General features: G+C 60.4%; 20 protein-coding genes and 1 tRNA gene. 14 read left to right on the plus strand and 7 right to left on the minus strand.

The window, feature by feature from the left end; genetic code table 11:
• The first annotated feature begins 96 nt into the window (after window positions 1-96).
• The 6 genes from SOP85_RS12305 (at window position 97) to SOP85_RS12330 (ending at window position 5,894) form a co-directional block, all read left to right on the plus strand.
• Window positions 97-1,083 (plus strand): NAD(P)/FAD-dependent oxidoreductase, encoded by a 987-nt coding sequence (locus SOP85_RS12305; RefSeq protein ID WP_274074172.1) that lies wholly within the window; start codon window positions 97-99, stop codon window positions 1,081-1,083.
• Window positions 1,084-1,288: 205 nt separating this feature from the next.
• Complete coding sequence (locus SOP85_RS12310; protein ID WP_323627074.1) at window positions 1,289-2,248, plus strand: YbgA family protein; 960 nt, start codon at window positions 1,289-1,291, stop codon at window positions 2,246-2,248.
• Window positions 2,248-3,189 (plus strand): MerR family transcriptional regulator, encoded by a 942-nt coding sequence (locus SOP85_RS12315; RefSeq protein ID WP_323627075.1) that lies wholly within the window; start codon window positions 2,248-2,250, stop codon window positions 3,187-3,189. The genes SOP85_RS12310 and SOP85_RS12315 overlap by 1 nt, the downstream gene beginning before the upstream one ends.
• A 31-nt stretch (window positions 3,190-3,220) precedes the next feature.
• On the plus strand, window positions 3,221-4,666 hold the full coding sequence (gene phrB, locus SOP85_RS12320) for a deoxyribodipyrimidine photo-lyase (RefSeq protein ID WP_323627076.1): 1,446 nt from the start codon (window positions 3,221-3,223) through the stop codon (window positions 4,664-4,666).
• A gap of 72 nt (window positions 4,667-4,738) precedes the next feature.
• Window positions 4,739-5,503 carry an SDR family NAD(P)-dependent oxidoreductase gene (locus SOP85_RS12325; RefSeq protein ID WP_323627077.1) on the plus strand — a complete coding sequence of 255 codons (765 nt, stop codon included), beginning with the start codon at window positions 4,739-4,741 and terminating at the stop codon, window positions 5,501-5,503.
• An 85-nt stretch (window positions 5,504-5,588) separates the two neighbouring features.
• Window positions 5,589-5,894, plus strand: a complete 306-nt coding sequence (locus SOP85_RS12330) for a YkgJ family cysteine cluster protein (RefSeq protein WP_274074167.1) — start codon at window positions 5,589-5,591, stop codon at window positions 5,892-5,894.
• Window positions 5,895-6,016: 122 nt separating this feature from the next.
• On the opposite strand, the gene SOP85_RS12335 is transcribed toward SOP85_RS12330, so the two are convergent.
• From SOP85_RS12335 to hemA, 6 genes are all read right to left on the minus strand, one after another.
• A complete protein-coding gene (locus SOP85_RS12335) occupies window positions 6,017-6,535 on the minus strand; it encodes an acyloxyacyl hydrolase (protein WP_274074166.1) in 519 nt (172 codons plus the stop codon).
• Window positions 6,536-6,654: 119 nt separating this feature from the next.
• Window positions 6,655-7,446, minus strand: coding sequence for a glutamate racemase (gene murI / locus SOP85_RS12340; protein ID WP_323606996.1), 792 nt, complete (start codon window positions 7,444-7,446; stop codon window positions 6,655-6,657).
• The gene (locus tag SOP85_RS12345) at window positions 7,439-8,194 is read right to left on the minus strand and encodes a molybdopterin-synthase adenylyltransferase MoeB (protein WP_274074164.1); all 756 of its coding nucleotides are present in this window, start codon (window positions 8,192-8,194) and stop codon (window positions 7,439-7,441) included. The genes murI and SOP85_RS12345 overlap by 8 nt, the downstream gene beginning before the upstream one ends.
• Window positions 8,188-9,018: a peptide chain release factor N(5)-glutamine methyltransferase gene (gene prmC / locus SOP85_RS12350; RefSeq protein ID WP_323627078.1), complete on the minus strand. Its 831-nt coding sequence runs from the start codon at window positions 9,016-9,018 to the stop codon at window positions 8,188-8,190. The genes SOP85_RS12345 and prmC overlap by 7 nt, the downstream gene beginning before the upstream one ends.
• On the minus strand, window positions 9,019-10,101 hold the full coding sequence (prfA, locus tag SOP85_RS12355; RefSeq protein ID WP_020799741.1) for a peptide chain release factor 1: 1,083 nt from the start codon (window positions 10,099-10,101) through the stop codon (window positions 9,019-9,021).
• Window positions 10,098-11,387 (minus strand): glutamyl-tRNA reductase, encoded by a 1,290-nt coding sequence (gene hemA, locus SOP85_RS12360; RefSeq protein WP_274074162.1) that lies wholly within the window; start codon window positions 11,385-11,387, stop codon window positions 10,098-10,100. The genes prfA and hemA overlap by 4 nt, the downstream gene beginning before the upstream one ends.
• A gap of 345 nt (window positions 11,388-11,732) precedes the next feature.
• Between hemA and SOP85_RS12365 the strand changes: the two genes are divergently transcribed.
• The 8 genes from SOP85_RS12365 to ychF all read left to right on the plus strand — a co-directional run bounded on the left by SOP85_RS12365 (window position 11,733) and on the right by ychF (window position 18,653).
• Window positions 11,733-13,457: a tetratricopeptide repeat protein gene (locus SOP85_RS12365; RefSeq protein WP_274074161.1), complete on the plus strand. Its 1,725-nt coding sequence runs from the start codon at window positions 11,733-11,735 to the stop codon at window positions 13,455-13,457.
• A gap of 4 nt (window positions 13,458-13,461) precedes the next feature.
• Window positions 13,462-14,079 (plus strand): lipoprotein insertase outer membrane protein LolB, encoded by a 618-nt coding sequence (gene lolB, locus SOP85_RS12370; protein WP_323607000.1) that lies wholly within the window; start codon window positions 13,462-13,464, stop codon window positions 14,077-14,079.
• Window position 14,080: 1 nt separating this feature from the next.
• On the plus strand, window positions 14,081-14,932 hold the full coding sequence (ispE, locus tag SOP85_RS12375) for a 4-(cytidine 5'-diphospho)-2-C-methyl-D-erythritol kinase (protein ID WP_323627079.1): 852 nt from the start codon (window positions 14,081-14,083) through the stop codon (window positions 14,930-14,932).
• A gap of 36 nt (window positions 14,933-14,968) precedes the next feature.
• Window positions 14,969-15,043, plus strand: a tRNA-Gln gene (locus SOP85_RS12380).
• Between the two features lie 45 nt (window positions 15,044-15,088).
• On the plus strand, window positions 15,089-16,030 hold the full coding sequence (locus tag SOP85_RS12385) for a ribose-phosphate pyrophosphokinase (protein ID WP_003171603.1): 942 nt from the start codon (window positions 15,089-15,091) through the stop codon (window positions 16,028-16,030).
• A 142-nt stretch (window positions 16,031-16,172) separates the two neighbouring features.
• Window positions 16,173-16,775 (plus strand): 50S ribosomal protein L25/general stress protein Ctc, encoded by a 603-nt coding sequence (locus tag SOP85_RS12390; protein ID WP_274074158.1) that lies wholly within the window; start codon window positions 16,173-16,175, stop codon window positions 16,773-16,775.
• Between the two features lie 170 nt (window positions 16,776-16,945).
• Window positions 16,946-17,530 carry an aminoacyl-tRNA hydrolase gene (pth, locus tag SOP85_RS12395; protein ID WP_008037207.1) on the plus strand — a complete coding sequence of 195 codons (585 nt, stop codon included), beginning with the start codon at window positions 16,946-16,948 and terminating at the stop codon, window positions 17,528-17,530.
• Window positions 17,531-17,552: 22 nt separating this feature from the next.
• Complete coding sequence (ychF, locus tag SOP85_RS12400; RefSeq protein WP_274074157.1) at window positions 17,553-18,653, plus strand: redox-regulated ATPase YchF; 1,101 nt, start codon at window positions 17,553-17,555, stop codon at window positions 18,651-18,653.
• Window positions 18,654-18,718: 65 nt separating this feature from the next.
• Here ychF and SOP85_RS12405 read toward each other — a convergent pair whose 3' ends face one another.
• Entirely contained in the window at window positions 18,719-20,920 is a 2,202-nt protein-coding gene (locus SOP85_RS12405) for an OsmC domain/YcaO domain-containing protein (protein ID WP_323627089.1), read from the minus strand.
• Window positions 20,921-20,961: the final 41 nt, after the last annotated feature.

Here is a 20,961-nt window from a genome sequence, read left to right on the forward strand (position 1 = left end):
CTGTCAGAACGAGAACGCTGAAAGTTATACCAAAAAACAATATTGTACAGGTTTCAACCCCGGCGTAGTCTGTACAGACAGGTAAACGAGGCCCTTATGACTGTACCTATCGCAATCATCGGCACCGGCATTGCCGGACTCTCAGCCGCACAAGCCCTGACCGACCTGGGGCATGTCGTGCAACTTTTCGATAAAAGCCGCGGCAGTGGCGGACGCATGTCGAGCAAGCGCAGCGATGCGGGTGCCCTGGACATGGGCGCGCAATATTTCACCGCCCGCGACCGCCGTTTTGTCACCGAAGTCCAGCGCTGGCAAGCCAATGGCTGGGTCGCGGAATGGACGCCGCAGCTGTATACCTACCATGGCGGCCGGCTCGATCTGTCGCCGGACGAACAGACACGCTGGGTCGGCACCCCGCGCATGAGCGCCATCACCCGTGCCCTGCTGGGCGACCTGGAAGTGCATTTCGCCTGCCGGATCACCGAGGTGTATCGCGGCGAAGAACACTGGCATCTGCAGGATGCCGAAGGTTTCACCCACGGCCCGTTCAGTCACGTGATCATCGCCACTCCGGCACCCCAGGCCACCGCGCTGCTGGCCTCCGCGCCGAAGCTCGCGGGCGCCGCCGCCGGTGTAAAAATGGACCCTACCTGGGCCGTTGCCCTGGCCTTCGAGACACCGCTGGAAACGCCCATCGAGGGCTGCTTCGTGCAAGACAGTCCGCTTGACTGGCTGGCTCGCAACCGCAGCAAACCGGGGCGCGACAACACCCTCGACACCTGGGTGCTGCACGCCACCAGTGCCTGGAGCCGCCAGCATATCGACCTGCCGAAAGAAGCGGTGATCGAGCAATTGCATGGCGCGTTCGCCGAGCTGTTGCACGACGCCATGCCCGCACCCAGCTTCAGCCTGGCCCACCGCTGGCTCTACGCCCGCCCCGCCAGCAGTCATGAATGGGCCACCCTGGCCGATGCCGACCTGGGCCTGTATGCGTGTGGCGACTGGTGCCTGTCCGGCCGCGTGGAAGGTGCATGGCTCAGCGGCCAGGAAGCCGCCCGCCGCCTGCATGCACACTTGCAATAACGCAACACCGCGACACTGGCTTGCCAGCGATGAACGATAACGTGGTGTGCTGAACACCGCCGTACCTGGATCGCTGGCAACGTCGCTGAGACCAAGCCACGCAAAAACCTATACAAGAAATTTGACTTGTACACCTTTGAATCTATGATGAACCTATGTTGTACAGCCTTTTAGCTCTGTACAGGTTTAGATTCCGAGGTACTCGATGCCCCTGCCCTCCGCCAAACCAAAAATTGCCATCAGCGCCTGCCTGATGGGTTTTGACGTGCGCTACAACGGCGGCCACAAGGCATCACCGCTGTGCCGCCAGGCCCTCGGCGAATACTTCGATTTTGTCCCCATCTGCCCGGAAGTCGCCATCGGCCTGGGCATTCCGCGCCAGCCCATCCGGCTGGTGGGCGATGCTCAGGCTCCCCAGGCCGTCGGCACGGTCGATCGCGACCTCGATGTCACCCAGCCGCTGGCGGACTATGGCCGCCATATGGCGGCGGAGCTAGGCGATATCTGCGGTTACATCTTCATGCAGCAATCCCCTTCCTGCGGCCTGGAGCGGGTCAAGGTCTACCACGCCAACGGCGCCCCGGTGACTGGCGGTGGCCGGGGCATCTACGCCCGGGCGTTCTGCGCCCTGCAAGCGGATCTGCCGGTGGAAGAGGACGGTCGGCTCAACGACCCGGTGCTGCGCGAAAACTTTCTCACCCGCGTATTCGCCTACAGCGCCTGGCAACAATTGTTACAGGAGGGCCTGAGCCGCCGCGGCCTGACAACATTTCACTCACGCTACAAATACCTGCTGATGGCCCACAACCCGATGCAATACAAAATCCTCGGCAATCTGCTGGGCAACATGGGCCAGACCGACCCGCAGGAACTCGGGCCGCGCTACTTCAGCCAACTGATGGCCGCCCTGAAGAAATGTGCCACCCGCCGCACCCACACCAATGTGTTGCATCACCTGAGCGGTTACCTGAAAAAAACCCTCAGCGCCGAGGACAAGCAGGAAATGCAACACCTCATCGGTCAATACCGCCAAGGCATCGTGCCGCTGGTGGTCCCGCTGACGTTGCTCAAGCATCACTTTCGCCAACACCCGGACCCGTACATCGACCAGCAGGTGTACCTGCAACCCCATCCGGAAAATCTCAGCCTGCGAAACGCCATCTGATGAAACCCCTACTCGACAGCAGCGCCAGCGAAGACCTCGGTGCCGACTTCAAGAAGGCCCTGGACGAAGGCTGGCTGCCGATCCGCGAAGTCGCCCGGCAGACCGGGGTGAATGCCGTGACGCTGCGAGCCTGGGAACGTCGCTATGGCTTGATCGTGCCGCAACGCACACCCAAGGGGCACCGGCTGTTCTCGGCTGAACATGTACAGCGCATTTTGGCGATACTCACCTGGATCAACCGCGGCGTGGCCGTCAGCCAGGTCAAGCAATTGCTCGACACCCCACAGGCCTTCAGCGGGTTCGTTGAAAACGATTGGCAGGTGTTGCGCCATACCTTGCTGCACGCCGTCTCGCAGCTGAGCGAACGAACCCTGGACGACACCGTCAACCAGGCCATGGCGCTGTACCCTCCGCGCACCCTGTGCGAGCAGTTGCTCCTGCCCCTGCTGGCGGAACTTGAACAGCGCTGGCAAGGGCAGTTCGGCACGCAGATGGAACGGGTATTTTTTTACTCCTGGCTGCGTAGCAAGTTTGGCGCGCGCATCTACCATGACAATCGTCAGTTACACAGCGCGCCACTGCTGTTGATCAACCACTCGGACCTGCCACTTGAACCTCACCTGTGGCTCACCGCGTGGTTGATCAGCAGCGCCGATTGCCCGGTGCAAGTGTTTGACTGGCCACTCCCGGCCAGCGAACTGGCAATGGCTGTCGATCTACTGCAACCACGGGGCGTCTTGCTGTATTCCAGCAAAGCGATAAACCTTTCACAGGTGGTGAAACTTTTAAACGGCACCAGTTGCCCAAAAATGATCGCCGGACCCACGGTGTGCATTCACAACACCGAGTTGTCCGCAATAACGTCAGGGATCGCTGATCTGTACCTGGCCGACAATCCGTTGGCGGCGCACCAGGTACTGGTTCAATGCGGGCTCGTTTAATGGCATTTCAACGGTTCGAGCGGACACCCACATGCAATTGATCTGGCTGCGCAGCGACCTGCGCCTGCATGACAACACCGCCCTCGCGGCCGCGGCAACCCGTGGCCCGACTGTGGCGGTGTTTTTGCTGAGTCCGGAGCAATGGCGTGAACATGACGACGCCGCCTGCAAAGTGGACTTCTGGCTGCGCAACCTGCAGGCGTTGAGTCGTGTGTTGGGCCAGTTGAACATTCCCCTGCTGATCCGCAATGCTCCCCGCTGGGATGACGCTCCGACCGTGCTGCTCGAGCTGTGCCGGCAATTGCAGATCGACACGGTGCATCTCAACGAGGAATACGGCATCCATGAAACCCGTCGCGATGCCGCGGTGGCCCGGGCCCTGAAGACCGAAGGCATCGAGGTCCGCCGCTACCTCGATCAGTTGCTGTTCAAGCCCGGCAGTGTGCTGAGCAAAACCGGTACTTACTTTCAGGTCTTCAGTCAGTTCCGCAAGGTCTGTCATGAACGGCTGCGTCACTCGCTGCCGGGCCTGCTACCTGCACCGGTGGCGCAAGCGCCGCTGAATATAGCCAGCGACGCCATCGCGACGCAGGTCGAAGGCTTCGACGTGCCCCCTGACCGCCTGCGCGCCCTGTGGCCGGCCGGTGAAGACGAAGCCCGGCGCCGTCTCGACAGCTTTGCCGAGGTGCAGATCGACTACTACCAGAGCGAGCGCGACTTTCCGGCAAAACCCGGCACCAGCCAACTCTCGGCCTATCTGGCCGCCGGGGTGATTTCGCCCCGCCAGTGCCTGCATGCCGCGCTGCAAAGCAATCAAGGCGAGCTCGAAAGCGGCAAGGTCGGCGCCGTCACCTGGATCAATGAACTGCTGTGGCGCGAGTTCTACAAACACATTCTGGTGGGCTACCCGCGAGTCTCCCGTCACCGTGCCTTTCGCCCGGAAACCGAAGCCTTGGCGTGGCGCAATGCTCCCGAGGAGCTCGCCGCCTGGCAGCAAGGCCGTACCGGCTTTCCGATCATCGACGCGGCCATGCGCCAGTTGCTGGAAACCGGCTGGATGCACAATCGCCTGCGTATGGTGGTGGCGATGTTCCTGACCAAGAACCTGTTGATCGACTGGCGCGAGGGCGAACGTTTTTTCATGCGCCACCTGATCGATGGCGACCTGGCAGCGAACAACGGCGGCTGGCAGTGGAGTTCGTCCACCGGCACCGACTCGGCGCCTTACTTCCGGATTTTCAACCCGCTGAGCCAGTCGCTAAAATTCGACGCCGATGGCCGGTTCATCAAGCACTGGCTACCCCAGTTGTCGGAGCTCGATAACAAGGCTGTGCACAACCCGGCGCAACTTGGCGGACTGTTCGGTGTGACCGGTTATCCTGCTCCGATCGTCGACTTGAACACCTCCCGTGCTCGCGCCTTGGCCGCGTTCAAGAATCTGCCGTCGCGGCAAACTGCCGGGAGCCACCATGAATAGCCGAATGCTACGTTTTTATGAACATCTACCGGTATGGGGCCGGGCGATTGCCTGGCTGCAAAGGAGAACGGGATGAGCCTTACACCTCCACGTCGATACTGGTTGACCGGTGCGAGCAGCGGCATTGGCGCCGCGCTGGCCGAAGAAATACTCAAGACCGGCGCCCACCTGGCCGTCAGCTCCCGCTCGCTGGCGCCGCTGAGAGTCCTGTCCCTGCGCTATCCCGGGCAGGTATTGGTGGTGGCTGGCGACTTGACCAACAGCCAGACGGTACGTGAAATCGGCGAGCAGATTGCCCAGGACTGGGGATATCTGGACACCGTGATCCTCAACGCCGGCACCTGCGAATACGTGGATGCCAAGCAGTTCGACGCCTCGATCATCGAGCATGTGGTGCGCACCAACCTGCTCGCCAGCAGCTACTGCATCGAAGCGGCGCTGCCACTGCTGCGCGCTGGCACGGCGCCGCACCTGGTAGGCCTGGCCAGTTCGGTGACTTACCTGCCACTGCCCCGCGCAGAGGCCTATAGCGCCTCGAAAGCCGGGATGCGTCACCTGTTCGAATCCCTGCGCATTGACCTGGCACCGGAAGGGATCGAAGTCACGGTGGTCAGCCCCGGCTTCGTCGAGACCTCACTGACATCGAAAAACGCCTGGCCAACGGGGAAAGCTGCCCAGCACATTTTCCACGAAATGAAGAACCGGCCTGTGGATATCCCGTTGCCGGGAACGCTCATGGCAACCCTCTGGCCGCTGTCGAAAACGACCGACCGGACCCGGTTGGCGATTGGCAAACGCATGGTTCGCAGCAGCCCGCCGATCATGGATCAGTTGTGATCAACAAACTTGCAGTGCACGCCAGCCACTGAGCGTCCGTCAGAGCTTTCACACGGCGCCGGCTGACTGCCTTACACTGCGCGCCATGAAAACCATCCCTCACACACAAATCGCCACGCCGACGGTGACCTGCTCGACCTGTGCAGCCTGCTGCTGCCAGCTCGAAGTCATGCTGATCACCGATACCGGCGTGCCCGAGCGATTCATCGACACCGATGATTGGGGTGGGGAAGTCATGCTGCGCCTGGATGACGGCTGGTGCGCCGCGCTGGATCGCAACACGATGATGTGCACCATCTACGAAAAACGCCCGCTGATCTGCCGGGAATTCGAGATGGGGGCACCGGAATGCATTGAGGAACGCCAAGGCATTTCGACGGCGTATCGCTGAAACTCATTGTGGGAGCCAGCCTGCTGGCGATGGCGGTGTTTCAGTCAACACTAATGTTGAACCTGAAATCGCAATCGCCAGCAGGCTGGCTCCCACAGGGTATGTTGCTCAGGCAGTGATCCTTACAACGGCATCGTGTAATGCAGCGCGTAACTTTCTACGCCTTGGTTGGGACTGGCGATCCCGGCATTGGAATAGTGCGTGGCGCGAACTCCGACTTCATGCCCGCCAGCAAAACGCAGGCCGACACCTAAACGGTCTTCGAACTGAAACGCGCTGCCCAGGTCGTTGTTTTCCACTTCGGTAGTGGCGAACACCGCCACGCCAACCCCGAGTTCCACATAGGGTTTAACGCTCTCACCGGCGAACTCATAAACAAACACTGGGGAGAACGAAAGGCTGTGGTTGCTGGATTTCTCGTCGCCATCCCAGTAGGTGTAGGCGCCGCTCCAGTAACCGGTCAAACGACCGACGTCGCTTTGCCACCAGCTCTTGTCCCAATCGAATTGCATGCCCAGCCGATAAGTCATGGTCGACTCGGGGGTCTGGCCGATCCCGAACTCCACGCCTGCCGCCTGTGCAGTGAAACTGTGCCCCATCAGTGCAGCCGCAATCGCGGCCAAGCAAAATAGTCGCTTCATAGAAACATCCTTTTCCGAACGATTACGTTTGGTGTTTTTTTTGCTCTACGTACCCAGCTATAGAAGTCGACGGTTATTCAGAAGTTCCACCCCAATTGTGCCCCTGCCCCACAACTTGTTTACCCTTCGAAGCTTCGCACAACCCCAGCGTTATTCCACAAGATTGGCAATATATTTGTGAAATGAACAGGATCGGCACTGGTCCAGAACTGCGCAGCACGCGCAGGCCCGGCGGCGAGTAGTTCGCGCTCGGCCAGCAGGCGTTGAAGCTGGCGCGCGACCGCCGCGCCGGTGTCGATCAGGCTGATGTCATCGGGGATCATCTGCTTGAGCAGCGGCTTGAGAAACGGGTAATGGGTGCAGCCCAGGATGATGGTGTCGGCGCCTTCGGCAAGCAGCGGCTCGACGTAACCCTGCAGCAACTGACGCAGGGTGGGGCTGTGCAGATCGCCTTGTTCGATCAAATCGACCAACCCGGGGCAGGGCTGGGTGATCACTCGAACGTCGGTGGCGAATCGGTCGAGCAGCGCGGCGAACTTGGCGCTCTGCAGGGTGCCCGTGGTGGCCAGCACGCCGACCACGCCGCTGCGGGTCGCGGCGGCCGCCGGCTTGACGGCAGGTTCCATGCCGACGATGGGCCACTGCGGGTAATCGCGACGCAGGTCGGCGACCCCCGCGACCGTCGCGGTGTTACAGGCCAATACCAGGGCCTTGGCGCCCTGGCCTTGAAAAAACTCGGCCATGACGCTGCAACGCTGGCGGATGAATTCCGGGGTTTTCTCGCCGTAGGGAATGTTCCCACAGTCGCCGAAGTACAACAGGGATTCGTCAGGCAACAAACGCTGGATCTCGGCCAGCACCGAAAGCCCACCGACGCCGGAGTCGAACACGCCGATCGGCGCCTCACGCATGCTTGGGCCCACAGACGCTGCACCCCGGATCACGCTTGACCCGCAATTCGCGAAAGCGCGTACCCAAGGCGTCGATCAACAACAGGCGCCCCACCAGCGGCTCGCCAAAGCCGGCCAGCAACTTCAGCGCTTCGAGGGCTTGCAGGCTGCCGACCAGCCCCACCAGCGGACCGACCACCCCGGCCTCGCTGCAGGTCAATTCGGCTTCGCTGCCGTGCCCATACAAACAGTGATAGCAAGGGCTTTCTGCGCGACGCGGGTCGAACACCGACAATTGCCCTTCCAGGCGAATCGCCGCACCGCTGACCAGCGGCTTGCCGGCGCTCACGCAAGCGGCGTTGACCGCTTCACGGGTGGAAAAATTATCGGAGCAGTCGAGGACCAGATCCACACCGGCCACGACCGCCGCCAGCGAGTCTTCATCCAGCGCCGCGCGATGGGCGACCAGCGCGATCTGCGGGTTGATGGCCGTCAGGCGCTTGATCGCCGAGTCGACCTTGCTCATGCCGACGCTGTCGGTGTCGTGAATGATCTGGCGTTGCAGGTTGGTCAGGTCGACCGTATCGAAGTCCGCCAGATGCAACTCACCCACGCCGGCCGCCGCCAGGTACAGCGCCACCGGCGCGCCAAGCCCGCCGAGGCCGACGATCAGCACGCGGCTTTCCTTGAGCCGCAACTGGCCGTCGATATCAATGTGCTGCAACAGAATCTGCCGGCTGTAACGCAGCAATTCCTGATCATTCAGCATGGCAGGCACCCCAGGCTTATGCGTTGATGACCGCCCAGGTCGGTGCGGCTGTGCACCTGTTCGAAACCATGGGTCAGCAGTAGATCGCGCACCGCCTCGGCCTGATCGTAACCGTGCTCGAGCATCAGCCAGCCGCCCGCGTCCAGATGGTCCGGCGCCTGGGCAATGATCAAGCGCAAATCGTCGAGCCCGTCGACACCGGCCACCAGGGCGCTGGCCGGTTCGAAACGCACGTCGCCTTCCACCAGGTGCGGATCGGCGGACGCAATATAGGGCGGATTGCTGATGATCAGTTGAAAACGTTGACCTTGCAGGGCGCTGAACCAATGACTGCTCAGCACCGTGGCATTGCTCAGGTGCAAGCGCTGGCGATTGCGCTCGGCCAGGGCCACGGCTTCCAGCACACGATCCACAGCGGTGACCTTCCATGCCGGACGTTCGCTGGCCAAGGCCAGGGCAATCGCGCCGCTGCCAGTGCCCAGATCGAGAACTTTGGCGGGCGTGGCGGGCAACAGTTCCAGCGCGGCTTCCACCAGCAACTCAGTGTCCGGGCGCGGAATCAGGGTGTGCGGTGCGACTTCCAGGTCGAGTTTCCAGAAACCTTGCTGGCCAAGAATGTACGCCACCGGCTCACCGCTGCGGCGACGCTGCAAATACTCCGCAAACGTTAACGCCGCTTCGCTCGGCACGATACGTTCCGGCCAGGTGTGCAGGAAGCTGCGGGACTTGCCCAGCGCCGCCGCCAGCAACAACTCGGCATCCAGGCGCGCCGTGGGCGAGTCGGGCAGATCGGCCGCGCGCAACAGACTGGCAATGATCGTCATTTACTCACCTATGGCGGCCAGTTGATCGGCCTGGTACTCGGCCAGCAACGGCTCGATCACTGCATCGACGCCCCCGGCGAGGATTTCGTCGAGGGAATACAGGGTCAGGTTGACCCGGTGGTCGGTGACCCGGCCCTGGGCGAAGTTGTAGGTGCGGATGCGTTCCGAGCGATCCCCCGAACCCACCAGCAATTTACGCTCGCTGGCGATGGCATTGGCGGCGGCACTGGTCTGCTGGTCGTTGAGCTTGGCCGACAGCCAGGACATCGCCCGGGCGCGGTTCTTGTGCTGCGAACGTTCTTCCTGGCACTCGACCACGATGCCGGACGGCAAGTGGGTGATGCGAATCGCCGAATCGGTCTTGTTCACGTGCTGACCGCCCGCACCGGAGGAGCGATAGGTATCGATGCGCAAGTCCGCCGGGTTGATCTCGATCGCTTCCTGTTCGTCCGGCTCGGGCAATACCGCCACGGTGCAGGCCGAGGTGTGGATGCGTCCCTGGGACTCGGTCGCCGGTACGCGTTGCACGCGGTGGGCGCCGGACTCGAACTTCAGCTTGCCGTAGACGTTGTCGCCCTCTACTCGCGCGATGACTTCCTTGTAGCCGCCGTGTTCACCCTCGTTTTCCGAGAGGATCTCCACCCGCCAGCCGCGCCGCTCGGCGTAACGCGAATACATGCGGAACAGGTCGCCGGAGAAAATCGCCGCTTCGTCACCGCCGGTGCCCGCGCGGATTTCGAGGAACACGTTGCGCCCGTCGTTCGGGTCCTTGGGCAGCAACATGCGTTGCAGATTGGCTTCCAGTTCGACCAGGCGTTCCTTGGCCTCGCGGACTTCTTCCACGGCCATTTCGCGCATGTCCGGGTCGCTGTCCTTGAGCAAGGCCTGGGCGCCTTCGAGGTCGCCCTGCACTTTAAGCAGCTGTTTATAGGTTTCGACGATCGGCTCGACTTCCGCGTACTCCTTGGAATAGGCGCGGAACTTGTTCTGATCGGAAATGACCTCGCCATCGCCAAGCAAGGCGGTCAATTCCTCGAAACGGTCCTGGAGGATGTCCAGCTTATTGAGCAGTGACGCTTTCATTGCGGTTTCTTATCCGAAAAGCTATCCGATGAGCCCTCACCGAGGGCAAAGAGTTCCTGGGCCATCGCCAGCGCATCGAGGCGACCTTCGGCAGAGAGCTTTTTCAACTGCACGCTCGGTGCGTGCAAGAGTTTATTGGTCAAGCCGCGTGCCAATTGCACCAGCACCTCTTCGGCGCTGCTGCCGTTGGCCAGCAGGCGCTGGGCCTTTTGCAATTCTTCGTCGCGCAGGCGTTCGCTCTGTTGACGATAGGCCTTGAGCACGTCGACCGCCGCCAGTTCGCGCAGGCGTACCATGAAATCTTCGGCGCCGACCGAGACCATCTCTTCCGCGGCCTGGGCTGCACCCTGGCGACTCTTGAGGTTCTCGGCGACCACTTCGTGGAGATCGTCGACGCTATACAGGTAGACGTCGTCCAATTCGCCGACTTCTGGCTCGATATCACGCGGTACGGCGATATCGACCATGAAGATCGGCTTGTGCTTGCGCAGCTTCAGGGCGCTTTCGACAGCGCCCTTGCCAAGGATCGGCAACTGGCTGGCGGTGGAACTGATGACGATGTCGCTGCGCACCAGCTCCGCCGGGATGTCCGACAGCAGCACCGCATGGGCGCCGAACTGCTCGGCCAGGATGCTCGCGCGCTCCAGTGTACGGTTGGCGACCACGATACGCTTTACGCCCAGGTCATGCAGGTGGCGGGCGACCAGGGTGATGGTCTCGCCGGCGCCGATCAGCAAGGCCTGGCTGCGTTGCAGGTCACTGAAAATCTGTTTGGCCAGGCTGACCGCGGCAAACGCCACGGACACCGGGTTCTCGCCAATGGCGGTGTCGGTGCGCACTTGCTTGGCCGCATTGAACGTGGCCTGGAACAGGCGCCCGAGCAACGGTCCGATGGTCCCGGCCTCCCGCGCGACGGCGTAGGCGGATTTCATCTGGCCGAGGATCTGCGGTTCGCCCAACACCAGCGAATCGAGCCCGGAGGCGACCCGCATCATGTGACGAACTGCCGCATCGTCTTCGTGCACATAAGCGCTCGCGCGCAGCTCATCCAGGCTCAAATGATGATATTCGGCCAGCCAGCGCAGCACGGTATCGGCCGACAGGTGATCCTGTTCTATATAGAGTTCACTGCGATTGCAGGTGGAGAGGATCGCAGCTTCGCGGCTGTCGGTGAGTCGGCAGAGCTGCTGCAAGGCCTCAACCAGCTGCTCAGGGGTAAAGGCCACGCGCTCGCGGACGTCTACTGAAGCAGTCTTGTGGTTAATACCGAGTGCAAGGAAGGCCATTCAAGGTCGCTGGTGGTGACGTGAAGCCGGCAATTGTCCTACTTCGACACATGGAGAACAACTACTCGATATCTATTGACCTGGTAGGTGATGCCGCGAATTGCGAGCGGTTCTCGTTTACACAGATTTTGATCCGCACACCGCTCGCTGCAGGCGCCGGCTTGCTGGCGATGGACTTGCAGGCGCCGCGTCCTTTCCAGAATAAATGCGTCATCGTTCACCACCATCGCCAGCAAGCCGGCTCCTACAGGGGAGCGCGCTCACTTGAAATCAGTTCGGCGGTTATGTTTGACGTAAGGCTTGTGTCATGATGATCCGACCGCAGGTTAGTCGTCCTCTTCCTATATGAATAGATCTTCCGCGTTGCTCCTTGCCCTTGTCTTTCTCAGCGGCTGCCAGGCCCTGGCCCCCGCGTCGACGGACGACCCGTCGCCGGTCGAAGACACCACGGTGGCCCCTGAAAAGCCCAAGGTCTACAGCTCGTTCAGCGAAGACACCGTCTTCAGTCTGTTGAGCGCGGAACTGGCTGGCCAGCGCAATCGTTTCGACATCGCCCTGGACAACTACGTGACCCAGGCCATCAACACCCAGGATCCGGGCATCTCCGAGCGGGCCTTCCGCATTGCCGAGTACCTGGGCGCCGACCAGGCCGCCCTGGACACGGCACTGATCTGGGCGAAAAACGCGCCGGACGACCTTGAGGCCCAGCGGGCCGCCGCCGTGCAACTGGCGCGCGCCGGGCGCTATGACGACTCCATGGTCTATATGGAGAAGGTGCTGCAGGGCAAGGGCGATACCCATTTCGACTTCCTCGCGCTGTCCGCGGCCGATACCGACCAGGACACGCGCAACGGCCTGATGAAAAGTTTCGACCGCTTGTTGCAGCGCCACCCGAACAACGGCCAGCTGATTTTCGGCAAGGCCTTGCTGCTGCAACAGGATGGCGACACAAAAGGCGCGCTGACCCTGCTGGAAGACAATCCACCGGACGACGGCGAAATCGCCCCGATCCTGCTGCGTGCGCGCCTGCTGCAATCCCTGGATCGCGGTGACGAAGCTTTGCCGCTGCTGCAAAAAAGCATCAGGAAATACCCGGACGACAAGCGCCTGCGCCTGACCTACGCGCGCATGCTGGTCGAACAGGACCGCATGGATGACGCCAAGGCCGAGTTCTCCAGCCTGGTGCAGCAATACCCGGATGACGACGACCTGCGTTATTCGCTGGCGCTGGTGTGCCTTGAGGCCAAGGCCTGGGACGAGGCCAAGGGCTACCTGGAAGACCTGATCGCCCGTGACAGCCACGTCGACTCGGCGCACCTGAACCTGGGGCGCATCGCCGAAGAACGCAACGATCCACAAGGTGCGCTGATCGAGTACGCCAAGGTCGGGCCGGGTAACGACTACCTGCCAGCGCAACTGCGCCAGGCCGATATCCTGATGGGCAACGGCAGGACCGCCGAAGCGCAAAAACGCCTCGCTGCCCAACGCGACGAGCAACCGGACTACGTGATCCAGTTGTATCTGATCGAAGCCGAAACCTTGTCCGCCAACAAACAGGGGGACAAGGCCTGGAAAGTCCTGGAACAGGCGCTGCAGCAATACCCGGATGACCTGAATCTGCTGTACACCCGGGCCATGCAGGCGGAAAAACGCAATGACCTGGCCCAGATGGAAAAAGACCTGCGCCTGATTATCAAGCGCGACCCGGACAACGCCATGGCATTGAACGCCCTCGGCTATACCCTGTCTGACCGCACGACGCGCTACGCCGAAGCCAAGGCGCTGATCGAGCAAGCGCACCAGATCAGTCCGGAAGACCCGGCGGTGCTCGACAGCCTCGGCTGGGTGAATTACCGCATGGGCAATCTCGACGAAGCCGAGCGCCTGCTGCGCCAGGCCCTGGAGCGTTTCCCCGACCAGGAAGTCGCCGCCCACCTGGGCGAAGTCCTGTGGGCCAATGGCAAGCAAACCGAAGCCCGGCAAATCTGGGGCAAATTCCTCAAGGAACAACCCGACAGCCCTACCCTGCGCAGTACCATCAAGCGCCTGACCGGATCAGAGACTCTTTAAGATTATGTTTTTGCGCCACTTCATCGTTTTCAGTTTCATTGCCCTGCTCGCCGGTTGTGCGGGCTTCGGTGCCCGCGAATCGGTCGAGGGCCACGGAGACCCCGCCCAATGGCGCCAGCACAAACAGCAGCTGGCGAGCCTTGATGGCTGGCAGATCGACGGCAAGATAGGCATCCGTGCGCCGAAAGATTCCGGCAGCGGCACGCTGTTCTGGCTGCAACGCCAGGATTACTACGACATTCGTCTCTCCGGCCCCTTGGGTCGCGGGGCGGCGCGCCTGACCGGGCGCCCGGGCAAGGTTTCCCTGGAAGTCGCCAACCAGGGTCGCTACGAAGCGGCGTCCCCGGATGCCCTGCTCGAAGAGCAGCTTGGCTGGAAGCTGCCGGTTTCCAACCTGGCCTGGTGGGTCCGCGGACTGCCGGCGCCGGACAGCAAAAGCCGCTTGACCCTCGATGGCAATAGCCGCCTGGCCAGTCTCGAACAGGACGGCTGGCAGGTCGAATACACCGCCTACACCGAGCAAAACGGCTACTGGCTGCCTGAGCGGATCAAATTGCACGGCACCGACCTGGATGTCACGCTGGTGATCAAGGCCTGGCAACCGCGCAAGTTGGGGCAATGAAATGCCAGCCAAGCAACTGACCCTGCCCTCCCCGGCCAAGCTCAATTTGATGCTGCATATTCTGGGTCGCCGTGAAGACGGCTACCACGAGCTGCAGACGCTGTTTCAATTTCTCGACTACGGCGACGAAATCACCTTCGCCGTGCGCGACGACGGCGTCATTCGCCTGCACACCGAGTTCGAAGGCGTCCCTCACGACAGCAACCTGATCGTCAAGGCGGCGAAAAAACTCCAGGCGCAATCCGGCTGTTCGCTCGGCATCGATATCTGGATCGACAAGGTCCTGCCCATGGGCGGCGGCATCGGCGGCGGCAGTTCGAATGCCGCCACCACCCTGCTCGGCCTCAATCATCTGTGGCAATTGGGTTGGGATGAAGACCGGCTGGCTGCACTGGGCCTGACGCTGGGCGCTGACGTCCCGGTTTTCGTGCGCGGGCATGCGGCGTTCGCCGAGGGCGTGGGGGAAAAACTGACCCCTGTCGACCCGGAAGAACCCTGGTATCTCGTGCTCGTACCGCAAGTCTCTGTAAGTACGGCAGAAATTTTTTCAGATCCGTTGTTGACACGTAACACGCCGCCCATTAAAGTGCGCCCCGTTCCCAAGGGAAACAGTCGAAATGACTGCTTGCCGGTGGTAGCAAGGCGTTATCCAGAGGTACGTAACGCATTGAATTTGTTAGGTAAATTTACCGAAGCAAAACTCACCGGAACTGGAAGTTGTGTGTTTGGGGGCTTCCCAAGCAAAGCTGAAGCTGATAAAGTCTCGGCCCTTCTTACAGAGACCCTTCCAGGGTTTGTAGCAAAAGGAAGCAACATTTCGATGTTGCATCGCAAGCTGCAAGGTCTGCTCTAAAAGAACCGATTACTGGGTAATCGTTGCAACAGATACAGGGGCGTCGCCAAGCGGTAAGGCAGCAGGTTTTGATCCTGCCATGCGTTGGTTCGAATCCAGCCGCCCCTGCCATTTTCAATACTCATCCAGGTTACCCTCAGCCTCTAGGTACTGCGCGTGTCCAAGATGATGGTCTTTACGGGGAATGCTAACCCCGATCTGGCTCGGCGTGTCGTACGTCAGCTGCATATCCCTCTCGGTGACATCTCTGTCGGTAAATTTTCCGACGGCGAAATTACAGCCGAGATCAATGAAAACGTCCGCGGTAAAGATGTCTTCATTATTCAGCCGACTTGCGCTCCGACCAACGATAACCTGATGGAACTGGTAGTGATGGCTGATGCCTTCCGCCGCTCCTCGGCTACTCGTATCACTGCTGTTATTCCTTACTTTGGTTATGCCCGTCAGGATCGCCGTCCGCGTTCCGCACGTGTGGCTATCAGCGCGAAAGTCGTTGCTGACATGCTTACCGTAGTCGGCATCGACCGTGTTCTCACGGTTGATCTGCATGCTGACCAAATCCAGGGTTTCTTCGATATTCCGGTAGATAACATCTACGGCTCCCCGGTTCTGGTGGATGACATTGAAGATCAGCGCTTCGAAAACCTGATGATCGTGTCCCCGGACATTGGTGGCGTCGTGCGTGCACGTGCCGTTGCCAAATCCCTGGGCGTGGATCTCGGGATCATCGACAAACGCCGTGAGAAAGCCAATCACTCTGAAGTGATGCATATCATCGGTGATGTCGAAGGGCGTACCTGTATTCTGGTCGATGACATGGTCGATACCGCCGGCACCCTGTGCCACGCGGCCAAGGCCTTGAAAGAGCATGGCGCTGCCAAGGTTTTCGCCTACTGCACGCACCCTGTGCTGTCGGGTCGGGCGATCGAAAACATTGAAAATTCCGTGCTGGACGAGCTGGTGGTGACCAACACCATCCCGCTGTCCGCTGCAGCACAAGCCTGTGCGCGTATCCGTCAACTGGATATCGCACCGGTTGTTGCCGAGGCGGTCCGCCGCATCAGCAATGAAGAATCGATCAGCGCGATGTTCCGCTAAGGGCCCTGCCCTTCTCGAAATGTCTCGTTGACGAAAAGCGCCCCGCCCCGGCATTCCTGTCGGGGCGGGGCTTTTTTGCCCATATCGCCTTTAGCGCTGGTCGCAAACGCTGGGGCGAGTGTGGTTATTTTGGAGATACAACATGAACGATTTTACTCTGAATGCTGAAGTGCGTTCCGACCTGGGGAAAGGTGCGAGCCGCCGCCTGCGTCGTCTCGCAAGCCTGGTTCCAGCTGTAGTTTACGGTGGCGAAAAAGCCCCTGAATCCATCAGCATGCTGGCCAAAGAAGTTGCCAAACTGCTCGAAAACGAAGCGGCTTACAGCCACATCATCGAGCTGAACGTTGGTGGCACCAAGCAAAACGTAATCATCAAGGCTCTGCAGCGTCACCCGGCCAAAGGCCACGTGATGCACGCCGACTTCGTACGCGTTGTAGCTGGCCAGAAACTGACCGCTATCGTGCCTGTACACTTCGTTGGCGAAGAAGCTCCGACCAAGAAAGGCGGCGAAATTTCGCACGTTGTTTCGGAAATCGAAGTGACCTGCCTGCCGAAAGACCTGCCTGAATTCATCGAAGTCGACCTGGCTAACGCCGAAATCGGTTCGATCATTCACCTGTCCGACCTCAAAGCTCCTAAAGGCGTTGAGTTCGTTGCTCTGGCACACGGTGATGACAAGGCTGTTGCCAACGTCCACGCTCCACGTGTTGCTCCAGAAGCTACCGAAGAAGGCGCTGCAGAGTAATTCACTCTGTGATGCCGGAGTGATCAAGTAACATCGCGGACTGGAACGTAGCGAGAAAGCGGGCGAGAACGCGGAGTTTACATCATGGTAAATGAGCAATTTTCGTCCACTTTCGCCGCTCTCCCGGATTGCGGCGATGTTATCCACCACTCCAAGGAAGGGCCCCTATCGTGACTGCCATCAAACTGATCGTTGGCCTGGGTAATCCAGGCGCTGAATACGAACAGACCCGGCATAACGCAGGGGCCCTTTTTGTTGAGCGCATCGCGAACGCACAAGGTGTGAACCTTGTGGCGGACCGCAAATATTTCGGCCTGACCGGGCGCTATTCGCACCAGGGTCAGGATGTTCGTCTGCTGATTCCCACCACGTACATGAACCGCAGCGGCCAGGCCGTGGCGGCCCTTGCCGGATTCTTCCGCATCAAGCCTGAAGAAATCCTCGTGGCGCATGACGAACTCGACCTGCCACCCGGCGTTGCCAAGCTCAAGCAGGGCGGCGGCCATGGCGGTCACAACGGGTTGCGCGACATCATCGCGCAACTGGGCAATCAGAATACTTTCTACCGCCTGCGACTTGGCATCGGCCACCCGGGCGTCGCCAGTATGGTTTCAAATTTCGTCCTGGGTCGTGCGCCACGCGCCGAACAGGAAAAACTCGATGCCAGCATCGACTTTGCCCTCGGCGTGCTGCCGGATATCCTCGCCGGTGAATGGAACCGCGCGATGAAAAACCTGCACAGCCAGAAGGCCTGACTCTTATCCGAGGGGAAACACCATGGGATTCAATTGCGGCATCGTCGGCCTGCCTAACGTCGGCAAGTCCACCCTGTTCAACGCCCTGACCAAATCCGGTATCGCGGCCGAGAACTTCCCCTTCTGCACCATCGAACCGAACAGCGGTATCGTGCCGATGCCGGATCCACGCCTGCAAGCCCTGGCGGAAATCGTCAATCCAAAGCGCATCCTGCCGACCACCATGGAATTCGTCGACATCGCAGGCCTGGTGGCCGGCGCGTCGAAAGGTGAAGGCCTGGGCAACAAGTTTTTGGCCAATATCCGTGAAACCGATGCCATCGCCCACGTGGTCCGCTGCTTCGAAGACGAGAACGTGATTCACGTCTCCAACAGCGTCGACCCGAAACGCGACATCGAAATCATCGACCTGGAACTGATCTTCGCCGACCTCGACAGCTGCGAGAAACAATTGCAGAAAGTCGCGCGTAACGCCAAGGGCGGTGACAAGGACGCCGTGGTCCAGAAAGGCCTGCTGGAGCAACTGATCGCTCACTTCACCGAAGGCAAGCCGGCGCGCAGCCTGATGAAGAACATGAGCACCGACGAAAAAGCGGTGATCAAGGGCTTCCACCTGCTGACCACCAAGCCTGTGATGTACATCGCCAACGTCGCTGAAGACGGTTTCGAGAACAACCCGCACCTGGACGTGGTCAGGGCCATCGCCGAAGAAGAAGGCGCCATGGTTGTTCCGGTCTGCAACAAGATCGAAGCGGAAATCGCCGAGCTCGACGACGGCGAAGAGAAAGACATGTTCCTCGAAGCCCTGGGCCTCGAAGAGCCTGGCCTGAACCGCGTGATCCGCGCCGGCTACGAAATGCTGCACCTGCAGACCTACTTCACCGCCGGTGTCGAAGAAGTCCGCGCCTGGACCGTACGCGTTGGTGCCACCGCACCACAAGCCGCTGGCGTGATCCACACCGACTTCGAAAAAGGCTTCATCCGCGCCGAAGTGATCGCCTACAACGACTTCATCCAGTACAAGGGCGAAGCCGGTACCAAGGAAGCCGGTAAATGGCGCCTGGAAGGCAAGGATTACATCGTCAAGGACGGCGACGTGATGCACTTCCGCTTCAACGTCTGACGTTCGCAGCCTTCAACAAAAAAAGCACCCTCGGGTGCTTTTTTTGTGAGCGCTATGAAAGTGGATCAGATCGCCACTTTCGCGCGGGCCGAGTGCAGTTTCTTGTAGCTGTCGATCAGGCGCAGGTGCCGGTCGAGCCCCTCCAGCTTCATGCTGGTCGGCGTCAAGCCGAAGAAGCGCACGCTGCCGTTCACGGAGCCGATCGCGGCGTCCATGCGCTCGTTGCCGAACATACGGCGGAAGTTGGCCTCGTAATCGACCAACTCCAGGTCCTCGTCCAGCTCCATTTCCAGCACCACGTTCACGGCCTGGTAGAACAAGCCGCGCTCGACCGTGTTGTCGTTGTACTGCAGGAACATTTCCACCGCCTCTTTCGCCTCTTCGAACTTCTGCAAGGCGAGATAGATCAGCAACTTCAACTCCAGGATCGTCAACTGACCCCAGGCGGTGTTGTCGTCGAACTCGATGCCGATCAAGGTGGTGATGTCGGTGTAGTCGTCCAGCTCGCTGTCTTCCAGACGCTTGACCAGCGACTTCAGGCCGGCCTTGTCCAGGCTGTGCAGATTGAGGATGTCCTCGCGGAAGAACAGCGCCTTGTTGGTGTTGTCCCAGATCAGGTCGTCCACCGGATAAATTTCCGAGTAGTCCGGCACCAGGATTCGGCAGGCCGTTGCACCGATGTGCTCATACACCGCCATGTACACTTCCTTGCCCATGCCTTCGAGAATGCCGAACAAGGTTGCGGCTTCCTCGGCATTGGAGTCTTCACCCTGGCCGGAGAAGTCCCACTCGACGAATTCGTAGTCCGACTGGGCACTGAAGAAGCGCCACGACACCACGCCGCTGGAATCGATGAAGTGCTCGACGAAGTTGTTCGGCTCGGTCACCGCATGGCCTTCAAAGGTCGGCAGTGGCAGGTCATTGAGGCCTTCGAAGCTGCGGCCCTGCAACAATTCCGTCAGGCTGCGCTCCAGCGCCACTTCCAGGCTCGGGTGCGCGCCGAACGAGGCGAATACACCGCCGGTGCGCGGGTTCATCAAGGTGACGCACATCACCGGGAATTCGCCACCCAGGGACGCATCCTTGACCAGCACAGGGAACCCCTGCTCTTCCAGCGCCTGGATACCCGCGAGAATCCCAGGGTACTTCGCCAGCACTTCGGCGGGCACATCCGGCAGGGCGAATTCGCCCTCGATGATTTCGCGCTTCACCGCGCGCTCGAAGATTTCCGACAGGCACTGTACCTGCGCTTCGGCCAGCGTATTGCCGGCGCTCATGCCGTTGCTCAGGTACAGGTTTTCGATCAGGTTGGAAGGGAAATACACCACCTCGCCGTCCGACTGGCGCACGTACGGCAGCGAACAGATGCCGCGTTCTTCGTTGCCCGAGTTAGTGTCGAACAGATGCGAGCCACGCAACTCGCCATCGCGGTTGAAGATCCGCAGGCAGTACTCGTCGAGAATCTCCGCCGGCAGTTCGTCTTTAGGGCCAGGCTGGAACCAGCGCTCGTTCGGGTAATGCACAAACGCCGCGTTGGCGATGTCTTCTCCCCAGAACTGATCATTATAGAAAAAGTTGCAGTTCAGCCGCTCGATGAACTCGCCCAAGGCCGACGCCAGCGCGCCTTCCTTGGTGGCGCCCTTGCCATTGGTGAAACACATCGGCGAGTGCGCATCGCGGATATGCAGCGACCACACATTGGGTACGATATTGCGCCACGAGGCGATTTCGATCTTCATGCCCAGGCCGGCGAGAATGCCCGACATGTTGGCAATGGTCTGCTCCAGCGGGAGGTCCTTGCCGACAATGTAGGTGCCCGCATCCGAACCTGAAGTGGAAGCCGGCATCAGCAATGCCTGGGCGTCGGCATCGAGGTTTTCCACCTCTTCAATCACGAACTCCGGCCCGGCCTGCACCACTTTTTTCACGGTGCAACGGTCGATGGAACGCAGGATGCCCTGGCGGTCCTTGTCGGAGATATCGGCCGGCAATTCGACCTGGATCTTGAAGATCTGGTTGTAGCGGTTTTCCGGGTCGACAATGTTGTTCTGCGACAGGCGGATGTTATCGGTGGGAATGTTGCGGGTGTCGCAGTACAACTTCACGAAGTACGCCGCACACAACGCCGACGAAGCCAGGAAGTAGTCGAACGGACCGGGTGCCGAACCATCGCCCTTGTAGCGGATAGGTTGATCGGCCACCACGGTGAAGTCATCGAACTTGGCTTCAAGTCGAAGGTTGTCGAGAAAATTGACCTTGATTTCCATGCGGGGTACCAGAATAACGAGCAAACGAATGGTCGCCATTA

The sequence above is a fragment of the Pseudomonas sp. YuFO20 genome, from assembly GCF_035064975.1.
Lineage (GTDB): Bacteria > Pseudomonadota > Gammaproteobacteria > Pseudomonadales > Pseudomonadaceae > Aquipseudomonas > Aquipseudomonas putida_AE.

Bases quoted from the DNA above. Each gene is read 5' to 3' on its own strand.
- ychF (WP_274074157.1), top strand. From the start codon at position 17,553: ATGGGATTCAATTGCGGCATCGTCGGCCTGCCTAACGTCGGCAAGTCC.
- prfA (WP_020799741.1), bottom strand. From the start codon at position 10,101: ATGAAAGCGTCACTGCTCAATAAGCTGGACATCCTCCAGGACCGTTTC.
- SOP85_RS12310 (WP_323627074.1), top strand. From the start codon at position 1,289: ATGCCCCTGCCCTCCGCCAAACCAAAAATTGCCATCAGCGCCTGCCTG.
- SOP85_RS12330 (WP_274074167.1), top strand. From the start codon at position 5,589: ATGAAAACCATCCCTCACACACAAATCGCCACGCCGACGGTGACCTGC.
- phrB (WP_323627076.1), top strand. From the start codon at position 3,221: ATGCAATTGATCTGGCTGCGCAGCGACCTGCGCCTGCATGACAACACC.
- SOP85_RS12305 (WP_274074172.1), top strand. From the start codon at position 97: ATGACTGTACCTATCGCAATCATCGGCACCGGCATTGCCGGACTCTCA.
- hemA (WP_274074162.1), bottom strand. From the start codon at position 11,387: ATGGCCTTCCTTGCACTCGGTATTAACCACAAGACTGCTTCAGTAGAC.
- SOP85_RS12315 (WP_323627075.1), top strand. From the start codon at position 2,248: ATGAAACCCCTACTCGACAGCAGCGCCAGCGAAGACCTCGGTGCCGAC.
- SOP85_RS12405 (WP_323627089.1), bottom strand. From the start codon at position 20,920: ATGGAAATCAAGGTCAATTTTCTCGACAACCTTCGACTTGAAGCCAAG.
- murI (WP_323606996.1), bottom strand. From the start codon at position 7,446: ATGCGTGAGGCGCCGATCGGCGTGTTCGACTCCGGCGTCGGTGGGCTT.
- prmC (WP_323627078.1), bottom strand. From the start codon at position 9,018: ATGACGATCATTGCCAGTCTGTTGCGCGCGGCCGATCTGCCCGACTCG.
- SOP85_RS12345 (WP_274074164.1), bottom strand. From the start codon at position 8,194: ATGCTGAATGATCAGGAATTGCTGCGTTACAGCCGGCAGATTCTGTTG.
- SOP85_RS12325 (WP_323627077.1), top strand. From the start codon at position 4,739: ATGAGCCTTACACCTCCACGTCGATACTGGTTGACCGGTGCGAGCAGC.
- ispE (WP_323627079.1), top strand. From the start codon at position 14,081: ATGCCAGCCAAGCAACTGACCCTGCCCTCCCCGGCCAAGCTCAATTTG.
- SOP85_RS12335 (WP_274074166.1), bottom strand. From the start codon at position 6,535: ATGAAGCGACTATTTTGCTTGGCCGCGATTGCGGCTGCACTGATGGGG.
- SOP85_RS12365 (WP_274074161.1), top strand. From the start codon at position 11,733: ATGAATAGATCTTCCGCGTTGCTCCTTGCCCTTGTCTTTCTCAGCGGC.
- SOP85_RS12390 (WP_274074158.1), top strand. From the start codon at position 16,173: ATGAACGATTTTACTCTGAATGCTGAAGTGCGTTCCGACCTGGGGAAA.
- lolB (WP_323607000.1), top strand. From the start codon at position 13,462: ATGTTTTTGCGCCACTTCATCGTTTTCAGTTTCATTGCCCTGCTCGCC.